The 22,429-nt window shown below is 47.4% G+C and carries 17 protein-coding genes; 8 read left to right on the forward strand and 9 right to left on the reverse strand.

Annotated features, from left to right (window positions below):
- Positions 1–81: 81 nt before the first annotated feature.
- The 3 genes from HB364_RS33365 to HB364_RS17295 are packed head-to-tail and all read right to left on the reverse strand — an operon-like array spanning position 82 to position 2,075.
- Positions 82–210: a hypothetical protein gene (locus HB364_RS33365; RefSeq protein ID WP_262889789.1), complete on the reverse strand. Its 129-nt coding sequence runs from the start codon at positions 208–210 to the stop codon at positions 82–84.
- Between the two features lie 54 nt (positions 211–264).
- A complete protein-coding gene (gene chrA, locus HB364_RS17290; protein ID WP_167289463.1) occupies positions 265–1,389 on the reverse strand; it encodes a chromate efflux transporter in 1,125 nt (374 codons plus the stop codon).
- 47 nt (positions 1,390–1,436) lie between these two features.
- Entirely contained in the window at positions 1,437–2,075 is a 639-nt protein-coding gene (locus tag HB364_RS17295; RefSeq protein ID WP_167289464.1) for a VOC family protein, read from the reverse strand.
- 268 nt (positions 2,076–2,343) lie between these two features.
- On the opposite strand from HB364_RS17295, the gene HB364_RS17300 reads away from it, so the two are divergent.
- A complete protein-coding gene (locus tag HB364_RS17300) occupies positions 2,344–4,707 on the forward strand; it encodes an ABC transporter permease (RefSeq protein ID WP_167289465.1) in 2,364 nt (787 codons plus the stop codon).
- A 72-nt stretch (positions 4,708–4,779) separates the two neighbouring features.
- A complete protein-coding gene (locus HB364_RS17305) occupies positions 4,780–6,267 on the forward strand; it encodes a hypothetical protein (protein WP_167289466.1) in 1,488 nt (495 codons plus the stop codon).
- Here the strand turns inward: HB364_RS17305 and HB364_RS17310 are convergent.
- Positions 6,242–9,352 carry a ligand-binding sensor domain-containing protein gene (locus HB364_RS17310; RefSeq protein WP_167289467.1) on the reverse strand — a complete coding sequence of 1,037 codons (3,111 nt, stop codon included), beginning with the start codon at positions 9,350–9,352 and terminating at the stop codon, positions 6,242–6,244. The two genes, HB364_RS17305 and HB364_RS17310, sit on opposite strands and share 26 nt — an antisense overlap.
- Before the next feature lie 457 nt (positions 9,353–9,809).
- On the opposite strand from HB364_RS17310, the gene HB364_RS17315 reads away from it, so the two are divergent.
- The 3 genes from HB364_RS17315 to HB364_RS17325 all read left to right on the forward strand — a co-directional run bounded on the left by HB364_RS17315 (position 9,810) and on the right by HB364_RS17325 (position 12,804).
- Complete coding sequence (locus tag HB364_RS17315) at positions 9,810–11,291, forward strand: T9SS type A sorting domain-containing protein (RefSeq protein ID WP_167289468.1); 1,482 nt, start codon at positions 9,810–9,812, stop codon at positions 11,289–11,291.
- A 179-nt stretch (positions 11,292–11,470) separates the two neighbouring features.
- Positions 11,471–12,232, forward strand: coding sequence for an ABC transporter ATP-binding protein (locus HB364_RS17320; protein WP_167289469.1), 762 nt, complete (start codon positions 11,471–11,473; stop codon positions 12,230–12,232).
- A gap of 47 nt (positions 12,233–12,279) precedes the next feature.
- Positions 12,280–12,804, forward strand: a complete 525-nt coding sequence (locus tag HB364_RS17325) for a YfiT family bacillithiol transferase (RefSeq protein WP_167289470.1) — start codon at positions 12,280–12,282, stop codon at positions 12,802–12,804.
- A 1-nt stretch (position 12,805) separates the two neighbouring features.
- On the opposite strand, the gene HB364_RS17330 is transcribed toward HB364_RS17325, so the two are convergent.
- The 4 genes from HB364_RS17330 to HB364_RS33375 all read right to left on the reverse strand — a co-directional run bounded on the left by HB364_RS17330 (position 12,806) and on the right by HB364_RS33375 (position 17,789).
- A complete protein-coding gene (locus tag HB364_RS17330) occupies positions 12,806–15,055 on the reverse strand; it encodes a TonB-dependent receptor (RefSeq protein WP_167289471.1) in 2,250 nt (749 codons plus the stop codon).
- Positions 15,056–15,068: 13 nt separating this feature from the next.
- On the reverse strand, positions 15,069–16,361 hold the full coding sequence (locus HB364_RS17335) for a tetratricopeptide repeat protein (RefSeq protein WP_167289472.1): 1,293 nt from the start codon (positions 16,359–16,361) through the stop codon (positions 15,069–15,071).
- 194 nt (positions 16,362–16,555) lie between these two features.
- Positions 16,556–17,080: a DUF4331 family protein gene (locus HB364_RS33370; protein WP_167289473.1), complete on the reverse strand. Its 525-nt coding sequence runs from the start codon at positions 17,078–17,080 to the stop codon at positions 16,556–16,558.
- Positions 17,081–17,126: 46 nt separating this feature from the next.
- On the reverse strand, positions 17,127–17,789 hold the full coding sequence (locus HB364_RS33375; protein ID WP_167289474.1) for a DUF4331 family protein: 663 nt from the start codon (positions 17,787–17,789) through the stop codon (positions 17,127–17,129).
- Positions 17,790–18,426: 637 nt separating this feature from the next.
- Here HB364_RS33375 and HB364_RS17350 point away from each other — a divergent pair.
- The 3 genes from HB364_RS17350 (at position 18,427) to HB364_RS17360 (ending at position 20,833) form a co-directional block, all read left to right on the forward strand.
- Positions 18,427–18,834, forward strand: a complete 408-nt coding sequence (locus HB364_RS17350; RefSeq protein ID WP_167289475.1) for an EVE domain-containing protein — start codon at positions 18,427–18,429, stop codon at positions 18,832–18,834.
- 206 nt (positions 18,835–19,040) lie between these two features.
- Positions 19,041–20,030 (forward strand): DUF4349 domain-containing protein, encoded by a 990-nt coding sequence (locus HB364_RS17355; RefSeq protein ID WP_167289476.1) that lies wholly within the window; start codon positions 19,041–19,043, stop codon positions 20,028–20,030.
- A 116-nt stretch (positions 20,031–20,146) separates the two neighbouring features.
- Positions 20,147–20,833: an SIR2 family NAD-dependent protein deacylase gene (locus tag HB364_RS17360; RefSeq protein ID WP_167289477.1), complete on the forward strand. Its 687-nt coding sequence runs from the start codon at positions 20,147–20,149 to the stop codon at positions 20,831–20,833.
- Positions 20,834–20,904: 71 nt separating this feature from the next.
- Here HB364_RS17360 and HB364_RS17365 read toward each other — a convergent pair whose 3' ends face one another.
- A complete protein-coding gene (locus tag HB364_RS17365) occupies positions 20,905–22,413 on the reverse strand; it encodes a saccharopine dehydrogenase C-terminal domain-containing protein (protein WP_167289478.1) in 1,509 nt (502 codons plus the stop codon).
- Positions 22,414–22,429: the final 16 nt, after the last annotated feature.

The raw sequence follows: 22,429 nt of genomic DNA on the forward strand, positions 1-22,429 counted from the left end.
TGCAGGTATATTTTCCACAAACAGGTTGGAAGATCTGCACCATAGGCGTACGGTGAAAACGATGCCTTCATGTCATACATCCTATGGCCGTTTCCATTGCTCCTTATTGATGGACATGGTGATGGCTGTCCACTTTTTGCCATTCACTTCCCGTAAAAGTATTTTATCGGGAACAATGGTAAAGCCTACTTTTTTGTCTAACCGTGTCATAACAGGAGGGTTGAGGTTGTTGCGGTAAAAGTGTAAGTAATTTATCGACCCATTTCAGACCAGCGACAACAGATAGCCGCTCAGGGCGCCGCCCAATATGATGAAGGCGCTGTTTATTTTGGGAAATAAAAATGTGCAGGCAAAACCCAATAGTGCAATCAATATTGTTTTCCAGTCTGTCACAGTTGTTTTTCCCATCTCTACACAGATAGCCAATATAAGGGCAATGGAGGCGGCATTCACTGTATCCAGGAATGCCGACATGAACCTGGACTTTCTCAGCCGGGGGATCAACGGGTTCAGTAAGGCCACGAATAGAAAGGAAGGCAAAAAGATCCCAATGGTAGCGGCCACTGCCCCGGGAAATCCCTGTAACTGCCATCCTATAAAGGTGGCTGATGAAAACACCGGTCCGGGTGTGAATTGACCTACTGCAATGGCGTCTGTTAATTGTTGTTTGGTGAGCATGTTGGTGCGCACCAGCTCGGCGTCCAGGAAAGCAAATAATACATACCCGCTTCCGTATAGTATAGCGCCTACTTTGAGGAAGATCCAGAATATTTTCCAGTCAAATATATTGCTGGTGGTATAGGCAAGCTGTAATAAGGCAAATGGGAAAACATTTTGTAATGTGTGTTTCCTGTTTCTGGCTAATTGCAGTAGTATCCCCAGCAATCCTGCACCAAACAGAATGAGTATTTCATGAAATCCATATAGTGCCAACGCTGCAGCAATTTTGCCGACAATGATCAATTGTATGGAGGTAAATGCTTTCTTCCCCAGTGTGATCATCAGGGATACCACCACGGCTATAATGGCCGGTTTAATACCATAAATAAAGGGCGTTACCTGTGGCAACTGGCCATATTGCTGATAGGCCCAGGCAAAAAGACCGGTGATCACCACGGCGGGCATAATAAAGCACAAGCCGGCTACAACAAGTCCTTTCCAGCCGGCTCTTTCCTGTCCGCAATGCATGGCCATTTCAGTAGAATTGGGCCCAGGAATAAGATTGGTGGCGCCTACAAGATCAAGGAACTGTTCATGGGATAGCCATTTCCTTTTTTGTACCACCTCCTTTTCCATCATGGCAATATGTACCGCCGGCCCGCCAAAGCCGACACAGCCCAGCTTGAAGAACAACTTAGCTACTTCAGACAATTCCTTCCGTTGTTGCATAATGCCTTAAAGCTAAGCGGAAATCAATAAAAAAGTATAAATAGCTATTATTCCACAAACCGGTAGCTGGCGTGGGTGTCGTAATCAATGCCATGCTTTTGCTTCAGCTCCTGGATAAACTCGTGAGTCTTTTTGGTATGCGGGCTGGCCACGCCCACATTTTTGCCTACTACTTCAAAAGTGTGCAGGAGGGTTTCTTCCAGGCAACTGTCAATGCTCATGCCCTTGTGTTCGGCGAGGTCCTTGAGAAGGGCGGCCAGGCGCTTTTCCAGGCGTACAGGCACTGCTACTCGTTCTATCTTAATGGGAGGCCCCATATGTTGGATATAGTGCCCAAAGGCAAGCGTATTGCCCCAGGGGTCTTTTACCGCATAATCGCGCAGTTCATACTCCCTGTCTGCCGGTGTATGCACTACCTCCACACCATTGCTGCGCTGAAATTCATACAACTCATCAGCATCACCCACCACGAAATACACGGAGTTGCTATGGGGTTCCCCTTTATATAGGTGTATGGAAACGTCCCCTATGTTCATGCCGGCCATTTCCGGTGGTTCGCCCCAGGTAAAGCCATGAGAAAAGCCCAGCTTGTTGGCATAAAAATCAACAGCGGCAGGTATATCACTCACTACCAGGAGTGGATGAAGCCGGTCACAATCAATAGTGGGGGCCGTTATAGCAGACATGGTATTCCTTTTTCTAAAATTAATTAAAACCCGTCCGTCGTAGGAGGTTTTTATGTATGCTACCATTTTACCGTGATAACATGCATACCCGTATTCTTTCTTTGCGGAAGGACGGCATTTTGAAATAAGTAATGCGTGTAAAAGCGTACGTTTATTGTATCGAAACCGTACATTTTAATTTGATAACTAAGGTGCATATGATTGATTATCAGTGGCCTATGGTCGGGCATTGCATTTGGTAAAATACATTAACCTGAAACACCTGGTTATGTTTATAAACACTTATAAGATCGCCTGGCGGAATATGATGCGTAATAAAGCCTTTTCCGCTATTAATATCCTGGGCCTGGCCCTGGGTATGGCTGCCAGCCTCTTTATTTTCCTTTGGGTACGGGATGAATGGAGCATAGGCAAGCAATATGCGAATGGTCCCTTTCTGTACCGCATCATGGAGCGGGAGTTTTCTTCTGGCAAAGTAGTGGCCGATGAAGATACGCCCGGCTTATTAGCCGAAGAACTGAAAAAGCAATTTCCGGAAGTAGTGCATGCCGCCGGCTTCACCTGGCCCGAAGGACATGTACTGACAGCAGGTGATAAAATGATCAGGCAGGTAGGGCGGTATGCCGGGGCTGATTGGTTTGGTATGTACAGCATACCCTTGCTGGCAGGCACACCTGCTACGGCATTGAATTCACCTTCCGGTATAGCCATTTCACGTAAGCTGGCAGAAACTTATTTCGGTAGTGCGCAAAATGCTATTAATAAATCAATCCGCTTTGATAATGCTGTCGACTATCAGGTCACGGCTGTCTTTGAAAACCTGCCAGCCAATGCAACCGAACGATATGACTTCCTGCTCACCTGGTCCGAATTCCTGAACCGTGAGCCATGGGCTAAAGACTGGACAAATGGCGGTCCCGGTACCCGTATTCAACTCAGTCCTGATGCAGACCGTAAACAGTTTGAGGCTAAACTCGAATGGTTTCTCAAAGGACGTAACACCGATTTTAATTCCACCTTTTACATCCAGCTTTTTTTGCAACCCGAAACAGAAGCTTACCTGCACGCCAGCTTTAAGGCAGGCTACCGGGTAGGTGGCCGCATTGTATATGTTCGCCTGCTGACCATTGTAGCCCTATTCCTGTTGCTGATTGCAGGTATCAACTTTACCAATCTCGCTACGGCGCGTTCTATAAAACGGGCGCGGGAAGTGGGTGTGCGTAAAGTAGTAGGGGCGGGGCGGCTTTCCCTGGTCTGGCAGTTTATGGGGGAAGCTATATTACTGGCTGCGATAGCATTGATAATAGCCATTGTGATTGTAGTAGCTGTATTGCCTGCATTCAATCATCTAACGGGGAAGCAACTAACATTACCACTGGCGCAGCCATCTGCATGGGGCTTGCTATTGGGATTATTGATCATAACGGGTATTCTGGCAGGGAGCTATCCGGCCTTTTTCCTTTCCTCCTTAAACCCGGCGCGTGTATTAAAAGGCACCTTACGTTTTGGAGCAGGCGCACAATTCTTCCGCCGGGGCCTGGTAGTATTCCAGTTTCTCATGAGTATGCTGCTCATTACCGGCACCCTGATCGTATACCGGCAATTGAACTACATAGAAACGAAAGACATTGGGTACGACAGAAAAAACCTGGTCAGTATTCCGGGCCGGGGCATAGCCAAACAATATGAGGCATTCAGGAATGAGTTGCTGCAATTGCCCGGTATTCAGGCCGTGACACATGCTGCCTTAAATCCTTTGGGTAATGGCAATACCACCGAGGCTGTTGAATGGCCCGGTAAGGACCCAAATGATATGATCTCGTTCAACCAAACCGGTGTATGGTACGATTTTGCCAAAGTACTAAAGGTGAAAATTATACAGGGACGTGATTTTTCTCCCGCATTTGCCGATTCCAACAATTATCTGATTAACCAAATGGCGGCCCAACGTATTGGGTATAAAGACCCCGTGGGCAAGCCGCTTACCTTTTGGCGCAAGCCGGGAAAGATCATTGGCCTTATAGAAGACTTTCATTTCAATTCCCTGCACCAGCCTATTACTCCCATGATCATTCGCCTTGATCCCAGGAATAGTTTCGATAACATCCTGGTACGTCTTGAGTCTGGCAAAACAAAAGAGGCGCTGGCTGGCATCGAAACGGTGTACCGTACTATGAACCCTGATCTTCCTTTTACCTATTCATTCATTGATGAGGGCTACCAACGGCAGTACAGGAGTGAAACCATCGTAGGCACACTGGCCACTATTTTTACCTTCCTGGCCATCTTCATTGCCTGCCTGGGACTGTTTGGATTGGCGGCTTTTACCGCCGAACAGCGGACCAAAGAAATAGGGGTACGCAAGGTGCTGGGCGCCAGCGTAGCCAATATTGTGACATTACTTTCCAAAGATTTCCTGAAACTGGTACTCATAGCCATCATCATGGCTACTCCGGTGGCCTGGTGGGTCATGCACCAATGGTTGCAGGAATTCGCTTACCGGGTACACATCAGTTGGTGGGTCTTTGTGTTGGCAGGCTTACTGGCTGTGGTCATTGCCTTAATAACCATCAGCTTTCAAAGCATCAAAGCCGCCTTAACGAGCCCGGCAAAGAGCCTCAAATCAGAATAATCATACAGGTCTTATAACAGCTTATACTTAATAAAAAAGATGAACCCGCAACAGTTATTACGCCGTCAGTCTATGAAAATCATGCTTGTAGTACTGCTGACAGTTATTCAGCTATTTCCTTCGCAGGCAACGGCGCAACCCACAGAGAAGATCGTATTTGACAAAGGCGATAGCGCCACTGGCTATTACCTGGCTGTTCGCCCAAAGTCAAACAACATAAAGGGCACCCTGTTACTGATCACCTGCTTCAATGTACCTGAAAACCTGCTATCGGAAACCCGCTTACATAACGTGGCCTACGCCAATGACCTGCTCACGGTATATGTATCCATGGGCAACAAGCTATATGCGGATGCGGCTGCTATTGACCGCCTCAACAAGATTGCGCAAAGCATTGCGGCCACCTTTGCAGCAGATACTGCCCGCTTTGTATTGGCGGGTTATGATTTTGCAGGGAATATTGCCCTGCGGTATGCAGAGCTGGCTACAGAACAGCCGGCCTCCTATAGCCTGCATCCCAAAGCTTTTTTTGCAGTGGATGCACCGGTAGACCTTTTTGGCCTCTGGACCTGGTGCGAAAGACAAATACGCAGGAACTCCCGTTCGGTGGGCGATGCTAAATACATCCTTGATTTCATGACCAAAGACATTGGTAAGATAACAGATAAGGCCGATGCCTGGCGTAAGCTGACGCCCTTTTATAAGGATGACGTGGCTGCCGGCCATGAGCGGTTCCTGGTAAATATGCCGCTGAGATTATACTATGATACAGACATGGAATGGCAGCTTGCCGAAAGGGGTAATAGTTTATATGATACCAACATGCCGGATGCAACGGAACTCATCAGTAGGCTGCTGCAGCAAGGCAGTAAAAAGGCGCAGTTCATTGCTTCCAAAAAGGCTGGTGTCAGAAGCAATGGCATGCGTAGCCCCAATTCTCTTTCCATCGTTGATGAGGTGGATTGCATACATTGGATAAAAAAGGAGCTGGACATCTTTGATCCGTTTACCTGGAAGCCGCCCTACACCTTGCCGTTGCCTGCTGGTTGGGGTACAGAACATTTTGCCCTGCCGCCCGATTTTGCGCCCACCTTCACCTGGAAAGGTGTAGAGGACATCCGTTTCCATCCCGGCTGGGGCGATACAGCCAGCAAGGGCTACTGGTCCTATGCTTACCTGTGGTGGCTGGATGGCAAACTGTCTGTTACGGAGACTTCGCTGCAACAAAACCTCCATGCCTATTATGCCGGTCTGGTAGGACGCAACATTGAGCCCCGGCACATCCCGGCCAATAAAGTAGTACCTACAGAAGTAGTCATTAAAAAAGCGAAGCCACTGGGTAATGATATAGAAACCTTCACCGGCACCATCCGCATGCTGGACTACATGGCGCAGCGCCCCATGACTTTGAACTGTATTGTTCATATGAAGGAATCCCGTACAGCCGGTAAGTCGGCTATATTCATAGAAGTATCGCCGCAGGCAATTAATCATCCGGTTTGGAAAGAAATGGATAAAATTGCAGCGGGGTTTGTCATCCCATTGGCACCAGCAGAATGATAGCCATGCCATTACGGTCACGCTGCACCTCTGTTTCTGCATTGATGAAGGCTGAGCGGCCATGTAGGTCTTTTATTAATTTTTCCAACTCAGGCGTGTTGATAGCAGGATGGGCTGTAGCATCCTGTATAGTCAGCAGCAACTTGTTGCCGGAAAGGCCGAGATTGATCAGGGTTTCTTTTCCTTCCGCATGCTGTATGATCGCTCTTAATGATTCTTTAAAAAGGATAAAAAATTCAAGCCGTTTTTTCATATCCAGCTTTACGGCGGTTACCTTTTTATCAACGGTAAGATCTATGCTGGCGGCATAGCGGTTTTTTAAGGCATCAATATATTCCCTCATCCGCAACAGTGATTTTTCCATGCTGTCATTGTCGGGATCAAGGCTCCATAAAATATCTTCCATGGCTGTCACCATATGACTGCTTTTATCACTGATCTGCCGGATATACTCTTTAGAGCGTTCAATATCCCTGTCGGCCTTTATACGTGCCATCTCACCCAACATATTGATACTGTTCAGGGTAGAACTTACTTCCTGGTGTAAATTGATGGCTATCTCTGTCCTTATTCTTTGGAGACCTACTAAACGCTTTATCCTTTCCCGGTCTATTACGTATAAAATGATAACGATCAGCAATGTAAGCGTAAGGTAAAACCACCAGGTTTTCCAGAAAGGAGCTTCAACGTTTATTTTCAGACTGGTTACCTGGCCGTTGGTATCAGCCCCATTGTCTGTTTTGATATGGAAAGTATATTTCCCGGATGGCAGGTAGTTATAGATCGCCCGCAGCGATTCATCGGCTGGTATCCAATCCTTGTCCAGCCCCTCCATTTTATAATAGAAATTAATTTTATTCTGCGACTTAAAGCTCAATGCACTGAATTCAATCGTTACTGAATTTTTATCGTAAGGAAGCGTTAGCCTCGCCAATTGCAGCAATGAATCAACGGGCAGGGATATGTTTAGCAGTTTGAAATCTGTAATGATTCCCGGTGTCGCCTGGGCATTGGCTATCATATCTGCCGGTTGAAAGACCATGATATTACGACCACCATAAAATAATAACCGGCCATTATTTAGTTTGAGATGAGCGGCCTGGGAAAAAAACTCATCCAGCATCCCATCCCGTTTATCATATACTGTAAATATGTTTTTTGACAGGTTGAACCGGCAAAGCCCATTTTCGAGCAAGCCCAGCCAGAGAATTCCCTGGTTGTCTTTGGCGATGGATAAAACAGAACCCGGCAACCCATCCTGTCTGGTAATGATGGAAATCCTGCCTGTTTTTGTGTTCATCACCTGGATGGCGGCGCCTGCTATGACCAGTAAACTGTCATTGTATTCAATGATGTCGGACAGGCCATCATCCGCCAGGCGGTATCCTTCCGGCTTTGCGGTGGTGATATGGTCTATTTGCGCATGGGTGGCAGCATCTATTTTATACAAACCCTGGTTGTACATAGTTACCCATGCGAAATTGTGCTGATCAATGATGATGTTGGTGGGCATTGTTTCCTGAAATGCTTTTACCAGTACATATCCTTTTTTGTGATCATTGCCTGCCAACTGCCGGTCCCATTTGATGATATCGCCTGTATTGTTTTTCCAGGTACTGAACCACAGGTTTCCTTTTTTGTCTTCTGTGATTCTCCGGATGATCTTGCCGGCTATTATTTCGGGAGCAAATTGTTCCGATTGTCCGGTATTCGGATCATATAGGATCATTTGTCCTTTGGTATATCCCATCCATACCTGGCCTGTAAGGCTATGCTGGTAAATGGCCCATATTGAACGCTGTGTGTATTGAGCCGCGGGGTCGCCTTTGGGGGCTACCGGGGTAAAATCCTTTCCATAGGTGTACAGGCCGGCGCCCGCAGTACCGATCCAGATATCCCCATTTTTCATTTCACCAACTGCCGTTACCGGTTGTTCAACAGCAGCCGGATCATTCCTCCGCTGTAATAAATAATTGGAAAAGAAGTTGGCATCCGGGTTGAACCTGAACAATCCATGCGTGGTGGATACCCAGAGATTCTGTTCCCTGTCCTCATACATATCCACTGCCATATCAAAGACCAGGCTCCTGGGATTACATGTTTCGTTGACAGGGATCTTTTCAAAGACAGTTAACCCCGCTTTTTTGTATTCCATTAAAAAGGGCAATCCACATAGCCATGTCCGGCCATTTTTTTGTGAATAGATCTTTTTTAATTCATGGTATTCGTTTTTAGGCTTTAAAGCCGGGAAGGGGATATGCCTGTCATGAGTGCCTGTAGACGGATCAAAACGGTGGACTACGAATTGAGCTTCCTGCTCTGCATGGGGGGTAGAACACCAGAAATGCCTGTTGCGGTCGATGTGTAACGTACGGGGAAACTTTTCCTGCCCCAATGCTGCAATAACCGGGTCATTATTGCGATTATTCCCCCGATAGCTAACCTGTTTATTGCCGACGTTGTATACTGCCAGTCCCGAATCACAGGCCATCCAGAAATTGCGGGAATGATGATCGATCAACAACTCGTATACCGTCCAGCCCGCCGGGAGTACTTCATTCAGCGGGCTGCGCGTAAATTCCTGTGTTTTTGCTGAAAAAAGGTAAATGGCATATTGATGGAGCAGCAGGTAAAGGTTCCCCTCCCTGTCTTCCATCAGGTATTTTATGCTCATTAATTCTTTTTTGTCCCGTACACGTATGGGGATCTCCCGGTAAGTAAAATGCGTGGTGCTGAAGATCCCGACTTTATCGTCTGCTGTTTGCACCCACAGGTTATGCTTTGTATCCTCATAAACACCTTCTACTATATTGTGGGGAATGGTTTGTGGATCACCCGGTTTATTCCTGAATGTGAGGAACCTTTTGCCATCATACCGTTGCAATCCGTTGGTGGTAGCCAGCCACATAAAGCCTTTGTGGTCCTGTATCACATTGAGTACGGCATTGGCTGAAAGCCCGTTATTGGTATTGAAAGACGTGAATTGGTATTCATTTACCTTTTGTGCCCCGGCCATCAGGCAGGCATGTGAAAAAAGGATACATAATAATAGTCGCAGGTGCATGTAAGGGGGCGTAGGGCTCAAATATACTTTAAATTTCCTACTCACCACCGATCCCTCATTACTCACTATATTGTCTTCGCGCCAGCTCAAAATAACATACCCTGTATTGGTTACTTGTTTTCGATCAAGTAATTGGCAGGGTATTGCTAAATCTCAAATATATTATTAGGTTTGTATTAATAACTGTTTGGCACAGCTATTCTACTTCTCCATAACCTTATCCCGGTTCAAAATCCACACTATTCTGGCATCTGTTTCTTCACTGTTACAAAGCACCGCAGTATATCATCCAATTTCCACTTTAGGCATCTTACACTACATTACCATTCACTGTAATTTCTTTGCCATGGGCTGAGACCCCGGCAACAATCCGTCCATTTTCCTGTCAATCATCCACTTCAACATTCCATTCCTATTAACCGGAAAGTATTGCTATCTGGAACGGATACCCTATTTGTAACCCCATAAAGAAAATAAAATGAGACGTATTCTACTTATCAGCATGCTGCTGACGATTGCTACTGCCATCCATGCCCAACTGGAAGAAGATTTTTCACCCAACCCCACCGACTGGACATTAGACCAGGGAGCTCAATTCACTGCTGTCAATGGTGATGCTGTTGCTGTAACGCCTGCCGGTGGAGGTAACAACCATGCTGTTATTGGTACTTCTGCCGTTAACAAAACTTCCAATACGGTAGAAGTATGCTTCGATCTAACCCCTTACAATTCGAACCTGAATGGTAAGGTGAATTTTGCATGCGCTACTTATATGGATATACTATTTGTTAAATCCTCCGTTACTACCTCCAATGATGCAGAACTCCCCGAAAATATTCTGGCACGTATCGATAATTTTCAAGTGTCAATCAGTGGCGGCGCCCATTGTTTTACCTTTAATTTCCCGGCCGGTGTAGTGGCCGCCGATTTTAAAATATTCCTTTCTTTTCATGCCACTTGTAACCAGGGAGGCACTAAGCTGGTACTGGATAATGTAAAAATAAGCGGTGTAGATGAAGTGTGCCCGGGCACTACTTGCCCGCCAGCGGCTCTTGATGATATATTTGACCGTACTGACGAAAATGAGCTGTCATTCGATGCTGTGGTCTACGGTTCCAATATCAACTATCCCGGTCCGGGCAGTAAAGCTGCCGACCTGGGCGGTACCGACAATGACCCGAATGATACCTATGCACACCTGCAGTGGACACTGGTAACAGCACCGTCTAACGGATCTGTTGTGATCAATGCGGATGGTTCCTGTACCATTACCAGAAATTCACTGACTACAAAACAGGTCGTTTTCGTATACCAGATCTGTGATGATGGCGCCGATAATAACTTTGCTACCACCGGCGATAATCTTTGTGACCAGGCTACCGTAACAGTCAACTTTGCTGTAAACATTGTCACCCCTGTACTCCTGACCAACTTTTCTGTTACCCGGAAGGAGGCGCTGGTAACGGTGAAATGGACCACTTCTTCTGAGAGCAATAACAGCCGGTTTGAAATACAACGCAGCACTGGTGGCAACCCCTGGCAAACAATTGCTACTGTTCAATCAAAAGCAGCGCAGGGCAATAGTGATGTGCCCCTGAGCTATGAATTCAGTGAATCCATCGCTATCAAATCGGTGGCTAGCTATCGCCTGGTACAGATAGATAAGGACGGCACAAAAACAATATACGCTATCAGGATGGTGCGGGGTATGGACGGCATGGCTAAAATGATACTTACACCCAACCCGGCCAGGTCTGGAAGGTTTACCATCATCTTCGACGATGTGCAGCCAAGGGATATTATGATCAGCGACCTCAGCGGCAAAGCAGTGCAGCAATGGCATGGTTATGCACAAAGCAACCTGCCGGTCAATGGTCTCCGCCCCGGCCTGTACATTGTACAGGTAACCACCAGAGCTACTTTGGAAAAACAGGTGCAAAAGCTCATCGTTACCGAATAACAGCGATCGGATCCCTGCCCTCATTCAATAATAGAAGCCCCTTTCTCGAGGAAGGGGCTTCGCCTATTACGGCACCAGCCTAAAAATGGCCCGTATCCCCTCCACTCGCCATTTACCACTCGCCACTCGCTTTTTCTTCAAACTTCTTCCTTAGATTGCACCTCAAATGGATGTTCCTTATGAGCAAGGTGATCATTTCTGTAAAGGACCTCGTCAAAAAGTACGGCCAGTTTGAAGCGGTCAAAGGCATTAGCTTTGATGTGCAGGAGGGGGAGATATTTGGTTTGCTGGGGCCTAATGGCGCCGGTAAGTCTACTACCCTGGAAATTATAGAAACCCTGCGGGATAAAACGGCGGGAGAAGTAACTGTGCAGGGATTTAACCTGGATACCGACCCCAATGAGATCAAAAAGATCATTGGCGTGCAGTTGCAAACCTCCGGCTTCTACCCCGGCCTCAACCTGCTGGAACTGATAGACCTCTTTGCCGGTTTATACAACCGTTCTGTCAATGCACGGGAATTGCTGAAAAGTGTGAACCTGGAAGATAAAGCCAAAAACAAGTACAAAGAGTTAAGCGGTGGACAAAAACAGCGTTTTTCCATTGCTACCACCCTTATCAACCAGCCCAGGATCATCTTCCTCGATGAGCCTACTACGGGCCTCGATCCCCATGCCCGCCGTAACTTGTGGGAACTGATCAAGAACATCCGGGCGCAGGGCACTACTGTTATCATTACTACCCATTACATGGACGAGGCAGAAGTCCTGTGCGACCGTATCGCCATCATAGATGCGGGTAAGATCATTGCGCTGGAAACACCGGATAAGCTCATTGATGAATTGGTGGCTACTGGCTTTGAACGCCCCAAAGAAGTAAAAAAAGCCAACCTCGAAGACGTGTTCATTCACCTTACCGGTCACACCCTGCGGGAGGAGTAAGAGCGGCGCCGTCTTTCAATTTGTAAACATAGAAATCTTCAAATCATATGGACTTACGATACCCCATCGGCAAATATGAGTCACAACCTTTTTCCGACAAGCAAAAGCGTACCTGGCTGCAGGATATCCAGTTCTTACCGGGATTATTGGAGACTGCTATCGAAAATCTCGATGAGAAACAGTTTGAAACGCCCTATCGCGATGGGGGATGGACGGTGAGGCAGGTCGTGCACCATGTGGCCGACAGTCACCTCAATGCTTACACACGTTTTAAGCTGGGGCTTACAGAGAATAACCCGGCCATCAAGCCTTATGAAGAAGGGCTGTGGGCCGAACTGAAAGACGTATCTGTGGTGCCTGTAAACATCTCCATCACCCTGCTCTATGCATTACATACCCGCTGGCATGCTGCCATCCGTGACCTCACCGATGAGCAATGGAAAAGGACGGTATTCCATCCGGAACATAAAAAGGAAATGACCCTCTGGTTCCTGCTGGGCATGTATGCCTGGCACGGTAAACACCATGTAGCGCACATCACTTCCCTGCGTGAAAGAAAAGGATGGATATAGGCTAAAAGAAGACTGCCAGCTTCACTCTTGCAAAGAAAGGAACACCCGGTGTAAAATGTATTTCACTTACTGGTGCTGGTTCGTCCTTTAAGCGGGATTCAGTGTCAAATTGTGTTTCATTCCACTTTACATTGAACAGGTTCTCTACGGCAATACCCACCTCGTACTTCTTTTGCGTGTAATTGAAGGAAATATCTGTAACGGTATAGCCGCTGGCGATGACAGATTTGTCTTCATTGGCTGGCCGGTCTTTCATATACCGGTACCGGATGCTGCCATTAAATCCTTGTTGTAATTGCCAGCTCAGCCCGCCCGTACTGGTAAAAGTGGGGGCAAGGGGAATATAACTTTCTCCTTTGGGGGTATCCATGCTCCGGGGTTTGGCAATATTGAAATTGGCATCGGCAAACAACCACTTATTGATCTGATAGCGGCCCGAAACATCGAGGCCGGTACGACGGGTTTTACCGCTGGGCTCCACAATACCTTCATCTCCTACATACACAAATTCCTGCTGCAGGTACAGGTACCAGGCTGCCACGTTAACAAGCAGTCCGGGCAGCGGTTTTACCAGGATGCCAAGATCGGCGCCATAGGCAGCCGGGAGTATTTCATAACCACGGTTAAAGACCACTACCCGTGCATCATTGGAATGGAATCCTTTCCCCGCTTTGAAATACAACTGGTTCTTATCATTGAGGGTGTACTGGATATTCAGCCGGGGGCTGAAGATCGCCTTCCGTTGGGCGGGCAATGACGGCGTAGTGAGCTTGTCGGTATAATCAAAATTGAAATAATCAGTCCGTACGCCGATATTAAATAACCAGCGGTCTTTCTGAAAACGTTCTTCTACCCAGGCAAAAGCATTCAATTCGCTAACATTACCCAGTTGTTTATATTCCAGTACCGTGTTCTTATTAAGGGTGTTCGATAACTCGCTGTTGTGGGTCTTGTCCAGCCTGAACCCTGCTCCATAGGCGGAAGTAATATGCCAGTCGCCTGCTTGCAGGGCATGGGTGAATTTGGAATGAAAGCCATAAATATCTCTTGCTTCCGCTTGCCTGATCTGGTCGCCGTTGACGGGATCATTCAGGAAAAAAGTAAAATTGGAATACAGCTTAAACTGATAACGCGAATAATACAACTGGTTTTCCCAACTGCTGTGATCGTCCAGATAACTGGTAAGGCGGACGCTGGCATTGGTACGGCTGGTATAGCCGCCTTCTGTATCGTCAATAGATCCAAAACGGCCGATAAGACCGCTTTTCACAGCACGTTCCGGTACCTGGCCCGAAGCATCCCAGTCGCTGTTGAGTGTAGACAGAATCAGGGTAAGCTTGTTGTTCCGGCCCAGTTGTGTATTGAACTTACCAAACAGGTTAAAGCGGTTGAAGTGCTGGGGTGCATCAAAGGGACCATCTGAATACAGCAGCTCACTGGCTACATAGGCGTTCGTTCCTTTTTCTTTTAACCGTTCATCCAGCAGATCGATCATAGCCAGTCCGCGGAAAGTATTGAACTGCCCACCTTCCAGCTTCACCGTACTTTTATCAAGACTGTTAAGGGTATTCATGCTTACATAACCGGCGGTACCCAGGTTGCCATATTGTGTATAATAAGGGCCCTTGCCATAATCTACACTGGCGGTGAGTTCTGGTATCAGGAAATGCAGGTCGGCATAACCCTGGCCATGAGCGTGCGATACCATATTCACCGGCAGGCCATCTACCGATACATTAATATCTGTGCCATGGTCAATATCAAAACCGCGCAGGAAGATCTGTTCTGCTTTGCCGCCACCCTGGTGCTGGCCAATGAAGAGGCCGGGCACTGTGCGCAAAATGTCCTGTGCCGAACGGGCGGGCATCAGGTTGAGGTCTATCTTACTGATCGTATGAAAAGAGTTGGCGGTTGATTGCGGTGTGATCACTACCTCCTGCAGGTTAACAGCGCCTTTTTGTAAGGCGATCACCAGCTTTTCTGTGTTGGGCTCCACATTTATCTCCTGTGTTTCATAACCAACAAAAGAGATGATCAGTTTGGCGGCAGCAGCGTCGGTGGTGGTGGGGTAGGTTAAGGAGAAGAAACCCTGTTCATTGGTGGTAATGCCCTGGTGGGCATTGCTCCAGTGCACATAAGCCAGTTCCAGGGGCTCTTTCGTGAGTTTGTCAATCACCTTTCCCCGGATCGTTTGCCGGGCCTGTGCAGCCATGGTAAGAAAGCAGCTAATAATGACAATAAGGAGCTTCATAGCTGGTATATCACTAAAGATTCATTAATAATTGTTGCAACTGGTTAGCCTGTACAGGCCCTAATTCATAAGCACTGTTTTGGGCCTCCCGAAGGTATTGTTTTGCGTTGTCTCTATGGCCACCGGCCATATAAATACGCCCCAGGTTATACAACACATCAGGCTCAAAACATTTATTTTCCACCTGCGAACGGGCTATGGCAAGCGCTTTGTCTACAGCACCCTGCTCACAATAAGCCCTGGCCAGCCAGCTATAGGCTTCGGGGGTGGGGCGGTGCTGCACTTCCCGCCGGGCAAGCTGCAAAGCCTGGGCGATACCGGAGGGCGTTTCTACCTGTAGGCTAAACAGGTATTTATTATACATATCTCCATACAGTGTATCATTGGTTGCCTGCAGAAACCTTTGCTGGTATTGTTGCCGGGCAATAGTATCTTTTTCATAAGTCGCTATCTCCGCCAGCAACAGGTCATAATCCGGCACAGGATGTTGCTGTTGCAGATAGTGCAATATCTTTTTAGCATTCATGGCATCCCTGTCGTGTGAAAAAGCAAGCCAGGCAATTCCCTTCAGTGCATGATAGCAGGCGGGATCAATGGCCAGCGCCCTGAGGTAACGTTGATAGGCCTGTTGGTAACGGTTGGCATGGCCATATAGGTCGCCCAGGTTGGCCATTGTCCATACGGCTAAGGCAGGATTATTGTTGATGGTTTCATAAGCTTCTTCCATCAGCACAATGGCAGCGTCCAGGTTGCCTTCTGCATGATCTTTGTACTTGGCTGCGCGGATAAGGTATTCAAAACCTTTTTTATCGGCCAGGCTATTGAGCGCCTTTTTGGCCCGGTACCGGTTGCCCAGTTCCATGGCCACATCAAATTCCATCAACACGGTAAGGAACCTGTCATCACCCAGCACAAGGGCTGAATCAACATACTGCTGCGCCTGCCTGAAGCGGTGTTGTGTAATACAGTTGGCCGCGAGCGAACGCCAGGTAGCAGAGGTCTGGATATGATTGATGCGGTTCACGATGCGATATAAACTATCCGCCTGGTGAACTTCCGGGATATTCCCCGAATACCTGAACCGCCTTGTCAGCAAACCGGCGATCTTTGATTGGGCTACCATATCATCAGGCGTTCTTGCTAAGCGGCTTTGCCAAAGTGCTATTTCCTGGTCAATAGCCTGTAAGCCTGTAGCATTACCTGGTAGCCGCAGGTAAGCTGCATAGTCCTTGGGGTTGGTAACCGGTTGCTGCCTGCAGGCCATGAAAAGAAAGATAGATACGCCAAAAATGATAAGCTGCTTCATGATCAGTTTTTTAAATAATAAAGGAATGTTCCGGGTTTAGAGTTTGGAGTTTCGCGTTGCTACCGCATTGAAACTTGCAGCTGATACTTAAACTGACTAACTGTTAAATTGCTTTTGCAACAACCAGACGACTAACATTCATTACGTTGTTACACCTAAAGAACCCGAAACTCCAAACCCGAAACACGAAATAGCTAAAAAGGAGCTGCGAGGTAAGGAAAAGCGCTCAGAAAAGGCTTGTCATTCATGTCTACATGGTCACTGGTGAGGCCGGGATTGGCCATCGCATTGGGCCCTCCAAAAATTAATATCAGTTCCACATCAATCACATCATCGCTCAGCGCCCTTCCGGTGAGCACATTCGTGCCGTCATAAAAGGTCGTAGGGGCGGTGGTAGATACATTAAGAACATCGGTAGCCAGCACACCGGTAAACTGATCAGCATTCAGTCCCAGTAAATTGGTGGTATAGCCGGCATTCAGGGCCAGCAGCTTGGTCTTGAACTTGGTGCCAAACATTCCACCCTGCATGGATGGCGTAGTAGTATTGAACACATCTTTTTCAGCGGCACTAACAAACACGGTATTGATAGCAGGGCGGGCCATCTGGTCCATGGTTTGGTAATAAGTAGTCATCTTGTCATCGTCCTTATCGCAGGAGGTAATGGTAGTTGCTATCATAACAACTGAAACCATCATCAGCAACATATTTTTTTGCATGGTTATAATTTTTAAGTACAAGGGAAATGTTTTACGCATCATCGGGTCAGCTCTTTTTCTTGGTTTCCAGCCATACATTTAATTTGCCGGAGGAGGCGCCTAACATGGATTTGGGCACTTCCACTACCAGGCTTAGCACATTGGTGCCCGCAAAAGCATCCGTACCGGGATTGTTAAAGGAAGTAGCTTGCCCGGCAATGATCTTTTTAAACTGGGTGAGGTCAAAAAAGAACGGATCATCACGCGGCCCGGCAAATACTTTCAGGCCGCTGGTAGTAGTAGTAATAGTAGGAGAGGCGGCGCCATAAGCAGTAACAGCCACTTCGGCAGTAGAATTGCCTTGCAGTCTGCTACGGGTGCCGGTTTCTGCAGGCTTAACCGGTCCGTATATCTTCATCTTACCATTGGCATAAATACCCTGTATCACCAGGTCTTCCACATTGTCATTATTATTGTCAATATTGAATTCAATGAGGGTGTTTTCATCAAACCGGGCTGCGCTGGTGGCTGCGGACCCCATCAATAAGCCTTGGGTATTGGCTACAAATACGAGATTGTTTGGGTCTTGCCCGCGGAATACATACACATCGGTGATGTCTGTCGTTTGATTGGTAACTGCCGGTGAATCAATGTGATCGGCGGCAAACAGCAAGCCTCCGGTAATCAACCCGGTAGCTGCCAGGGATAGAAAGATCTGTTTACGTTTCATGCTTTGTTTTTTTAATGGTGATTCAATTGTATTTGGTTGGGACAAAACATCCCGCTTACTACCCGGCTGTACAGGCAGCATTGTTCGCTCCAATAAATAATCATGTATGTATTGACCGGTTACCGGTAGGGCAACATTGTTCAGCATTTAGCCGAAAACTTTCGGGAAATAATTAAACACGATCAGGGAACGGGTGGCTTACATCAAGCACACCAGGCGGATTGTTATAACAATGTTGGCGCACTAATATATACGGAATGCAGGAACTGAAAAGTTTGGAAGACCATAAATAAAAAGTAGCCTGTTGTAAAAGAAGGAGGGCCGGCAAAAGCCAGCCCTCGAGTGAGCCTTTTAGCTCCTGGGTAACACCACATGATCGATCACATGTATAATGCGTTGTTTAAACTTGAATAATTGATCAGGTTATTGGATTTATCGGCTTTCTTGTAGGATCAATGATGGGAGGTAACTTGACATACATACGTATAAAGGCATAGGGCTGGATTTTCAACTTTGTAAGATTTTATCTTTTTTCTGTAAATCCTTTTTTAGCAGAAATCCGTACCAGGGGGTGCTGTATTTCGGGCAGGGGATGTATTTTTACTTTTTTAATTACAATCCGTCTTAATTTACCGTCATGGCTTACTGGCTTGTTAAATCCGAACCATTCAAATACTCCTGGGAACAATTCGAGAAAGACAAACAAACTTATTGGGATGGCGTACGCAACTATGCGGCCCGTAACTTCATGAAAGAAATGAAAAAGGGCGACCAGGTATTCTATTATCACAGCAATGAAGGATTGGAAATAGTAGGCATTGCCAAAGTGGTCAAAGAATTTTACCAGGACCCCACCACCGATGAAGATGCCTGGGTAGTGGTAGACCTGGCCCCTTATAAAAAATTAAAGAAGCCCGTAAGCCTGGCACAAATTAAAGCCGATAAACGATTGGCCAATATGGCGCTGGTACGCCTGGGCAGGCTCTCTGTAGGGCCGGTTACGTCCGAAGAATGGAAAGCTGTCATGGAATTGGCCGGCGAATAAAGTGTGCAACTAATTAGTCTCGCCGTTACACCTAAAGAACCCGAAACCCAAAACTCCAAACCCGGAACTGCAATTAACATTTCCTTGTAGGTTACCTTTTCTGCATTACTGAAATGAATATACAAGCGGGAAATTCTCTCCCCAGGGTATTTATGTAAAATAAAATTCCCTGCATCTAATCATCACTTACGTCTAAAAGTATAGCCATGAAGTACAACCATCAATGGCAGTTACCGCTATGCGCGGTACTGCTCCTGACTTTCAACGCCTGTAATTACAACGAAGGTAAATCCACAGAAGCTGCCAACACGCCGGCGGCCGATGTAACATTAGCAAAAATGGAGGAAACACCCGGTAATGGGGTTGTTGCCGATTCAGTTGCCGGTGCCCCGGCGCCTCCCCAGGATAACGGACAGGAGCAGCAGCAACAAAGACAACAACAACCGCAACAAGGTACCGTACAACAATCACCGGCGCCCAACCCCGATTGGGATAAGAAGATCATTAAGAATGCTACCCTCTCGGTAGAAGTAAAAGACTATACCCGCTTCAATGAGCTGGTGCGTGCAGCCGTGAAACAATCCGGCGGTTACATAGCACAGGAAGAACAAAATGAGTCGGACTATAAAATTGAAAATGCGGTTACCATTAAAGTACCGGTAGATCAGTTTGACAATGCAGTAGCTGCACTTACACCCGGTAAAGAAAAAGTATTGATCCGGAAAATAACATCCCAGGATGTAACGGGTGAAGTGGTGGATACCCGGTCAAGACTGGAAGCGAAACGGCAGGTAAGGCTGCGCTACCTCGATCTCCTGAAACAGGCTAAAAACATGGAAGAAATACTGCAGGTACAAAATGAGATCAATGACCTGCAGGAACACATGGAAGCGGCCGCCGGTCGTATCAACTACCTCTCGCATGCTGCTGCTTTCAGCACCATACAGCTTAGCTACTTCCAGGTATTGAACCCGCAGGCAAAAGATATCAGTACCCCGCCGGGTTTTGGGAAGAAAGTACTGCTGGCCCTCGGGGCCGGACTGGAATGGGTAGGGGAGCTCATCATCCTGCTGCTTACGCTCTGGCCTGTATGGATCGCATTACTTACCGGCTGGTGGCTTTTCCGCAGGTACCGCCCCGCCAAACGCATCATAGCAGCGCCGCCTGCTCCACCTGCAGAACAGAGCGCTTCATAATTCTCACGTCTCATTGCTGGGTCCTTTATAACAGAATGGCGTTTGGCGGCTTTGGTGTTGCCAGGCGCCTTCTGTATTTTTACAGGGATCGTAAAACCTAATAATATAATCATCCAATGAAGAAGAAACTCGTCGTCCTCACCGGGGCAGGCATCAGTGCAGAGAGCGGATTAAGAACCTTTCGCGACAGCGATGGTTTATGGGAAGGTTATGATGTAACAGAAGTGGCTACACCCAGGGCATGGGTAAAGGACCCAAAATTGGTGCTGGACTTTTACAACATGCGCCGGGAGAATGTACGGGATGCCCAACCCAATGCAGCCCATTATGGACTGGCCCAATTGCAGGAGAGGTATGATGTACACATCGTAACCCAAAATATTGACGACCTGCATGAACGCGCCGGATCGTCCAACGTGCTGCACCTGCATGGCGAAATATTCAAAATGCGCAGTGAGGCAGATGAAACCCTCGTTTATGATATAAGAGGTAATATCAACCTGGGTGATACGGCCGAAGACGGGGCGCAGCTAAGGCCCCATATCGTTTGGTTTGAAGAACCCGTGCCATTAATAGAAGAAGCCGCGCGGATAGTAAGGCAGGCCGATATATTTGCCATAGTGGGTACTTCACTGGTGGTATACCCTGCGGCAGGACTGGTGAACTATGCACCCTGGCCCATCCCGAAATACATCATTGATAAAAAAATACCCTATACTTCTTCCGTACAAAACCTCACAGTCATTGAAAAGCCTGCTACAGAGGGAGTAAAAGAACTTATAACTTTATTACTGCAGGGGTAAGTCAACGGCGTAGCTATTCTTTTACATGGGCTTCCCTTCCCGTCTTTCCGCCTTCCCGGCAATAGGCTATATCAGGAAATGCTCTCAAAGAAAATAATCCCATGCTTTTCCAGCTCTTCCAGCACCGGCTCATAGATCTGCGCAAGTATGGGAATATGGAGGCCGGTAAGTTGGATCTTCCCCTGTAAGATCAGCTTGGCTGCAATGCCCAGGGGCAATCCTACTGTTTTGGCCATGGCCGTATGCAATGGGTCCTGGCCTTTTACAATAAGGGTGCTGTTGATCGTATTGGCTACGCCATCTGCTGTTTCATAACCGATCTCATGCAGCATCACGATCATGTCCTTATCAGTGGCACCCAGCGCCAGCTTCGTTTCCAGGGCAAACTGCAATACTTCGGCCGTACTGCACATACCCTTATTGATAACAGTTTTATCATCATCCATGCCCAGGAAGAACAATTGCTTCATGGATAAATTGGCTTCATGCATCTGCCCGGCTACTGTAGCAGCGGCTTTTGTCTTTACTTCATTCAGGTTAATGTCCATCAGTTGCCCATGGTCATCCACCATCATAAAATCCTGCAGGGCCTTGCGGTCATTCTCATCGGCTTCCTGTTCTGCTTCCAGCAGTTGCTGCAGCTTTTCCAGCAATTGCTTGGTTTGAGCAAAGCGTGCCGTAAGCTGCTTTTCTATCCATTCTGAAAAGCCATGCGTATTAAAATGCTGCTGGAAGAACTGTTGCAGCGTCATACCATCGGTATTGTACTGCTCTGTTTCATCGGTCAGCTTTAATTCGATCACATTCTTCCAGCCAAAACAAAACTCCGGGTAGCGTAGCGTGGTGCGTATAAAAGTGGCAGCTTCTTCCAGCTCATAAATGGGAATATAGCCCAGGGAATCACGGTTGGGGTACCAGGCCAGGTAACCCAGTTCCGGGATATTCACCACCCGGTTGGCATCGAAGAGCTGTTCATAAGGCATATGTATCTCCGCCTGGTTCTCTTTAAAAACAGCGCCGGCTTTTCCGGCCAGCACCACATTGCGCGGGTTCCAGCTTATTTTATAATGCCAGGGGTTATCGTCCGATTCGGGTGCTACCAGTCCGCCGCAATGCGACTTAAAGGAGGTAATGCGTCCCCCGGCGGCTTTAATGCGATGGATCAATTGTACAGCGCTCATGTGGTCAATTCCGGGATCGAGCCCCATCTCACACAGGAACAATAGCCCTTTATCCTTGATCTGTGGCGCCAGTGCACTAATCTTTTCATCCACATAAGAAGCCGTGAGCAGGTGTATGCCTTCGGCTACACAATCTTTGGCCACGAGGTAATGAAGGGAAGGAGGCAGCAGTGAGATCACAATATCGGCAATAGTGATCAGTGAGTAGCGGGCTACATCGTCTTCTACATTGATCGCGTAGGCGCGGGTCCGGGCTGCAAGGTTCGTTTTGGAAAGCGCCAGATCCAGGTTACTGTCAACTACATGCAATTGCCACTCATTTTCCTGTACGGTTTTAATGAGGTACTCGATAAGGCAGGTGGCCGACTTTCCGGCGCCAAAAACTACAATATGCTTCATGCAGAAGAGAATATGA

This window comes from Paraflavitalea devenefica, from assembly GCF_011759375.1.
GTDB classification, from domain to species: domain Bacteria; phylum Bacteroidota; class Bacteroidia; order Chitinophagales; family Chitinophagaceae; genus Paraflavitalea; species Paraflavitalea devenefica.

What these genes read in the sequence shown, in the direction of transcription:
- HB364_RS33365 (WP_262889789.1), bottom strand. Translation starts at nt 210, where the DNA reads ATGACACGGTTAGACAAAAAAGTAGGCTTTACCATTGTTCCCGATAAA.
- chrA (WP_167289463.1), bottom strand. Translation starts at nt 1,389, where the DNA reads ATGCAACAACGGAAGGAATTGTCTGAAGTAGCTAAGTTGTTCTTCAAG.
- HB364_RS17295 (WP_167289464.1), bottom strand. Translation starts at nt 2,075, where the DNA reads ATGTCTGCTATAACGGCCCCCACTATTGATTGTGACCGGCTTCATCCA.
- HB364_RS17300 (WP_167289465.1), top strand. Translation starts at nt 2,344, where the DNA reads ATGTTTATAAACACTTATAAGATCGCCTGGCGGAATATGATGCGTAAT.
- HB364_RS17305 (WP_167289466.1), top strand. Translation starts at nt 4,780, where the DNA reads ATGAAAATCATGCTTGTAGTACTGCTGACAGTTATTCAGCTATTTCCT.
- HB364_RS17315 (WP_167289468.1), top strand. Translation starts at nt 9,810, where the DNA reads ATGAGACGTATTCTACTTATCAGCATGCTGCTGACGATTGCTACTGCC.
- HB364_RS17320 (WP_167289469.1), top strand. Translation starts at nt 11,471, where the DNA reads ATGAGCAAGGTGATCATTTCTGTAAAGGACCTCGTCAAAAAGTACGGC.
- HB364_RS17325 (WP_167289470.1), top strand. Translation starts at nt 12,280, where the DNA reads ATGGACTTACGATACCCCATCGGCAAATATGAGTCACAACCTTTTTCC.
- HB364_RS17330 (WP_167289471.1), bottom strand. Translation starts at nt 15,055, where the DNA reads ATGAAGCTCCTTATTGTCATTATTAGCTGCTTTCTTACCATGGCTGCA.
- HB364_RS17335 (WP_167289472.1), bottom strand. Translation starts at nt 16,361, where the DNA reads ATGAAGCAGCTTATCATTTTTGGCGTATCTATCTTTCTTTTCATGGCC.
- HB364_RS33370 (WP_167289473.1), bottom strand. Translation starts at nt 17,080, where the DNA reads ATGCAAAAAAATATGTTGCTGATGATGGTTTCAGTTGTTATGATAGCA.
- HB364_RS33375 (WP_167289474.1), bottom strand. Translation starts at nt 17,789, where the DNA reads ATGAAACGTAAACAGATCTTTCTATCCCTGGCAGCTACCGGGTTGATT.
- HB364_RS17350 (WP_167289475.1), top strand. Translation starts at nt 18,427, where the DNA reads ATGGCTTACTGGCTTGTTAAATCCGAACCATTCAAATACTCCTGGGAA.
- HB364_RS17355 (WP_167289476.1), top strand. Translation starts at nt 19,041, where the DNA reads ATGAAGTACAACCATCAATGGCAGTTACCGCTATGCGCGGTACTGCTC.
- HB364_RS17360 (WP_167289477.1), top strand. Translation starts at nt 20,147, where the DNA reads ATGAAGAAGAAACTCGTCGTCCTCACCGGGGCAGGCATCAGTGCAGAG.
- HB364_RS17365 (WP_167289478.1), bottom strand. Translation starts at nt 22,413, where the DNA reads ATGAAGCATATTGTAGTTTTTGGCGCCGGAAAGTCGGCCACCTGCCTT.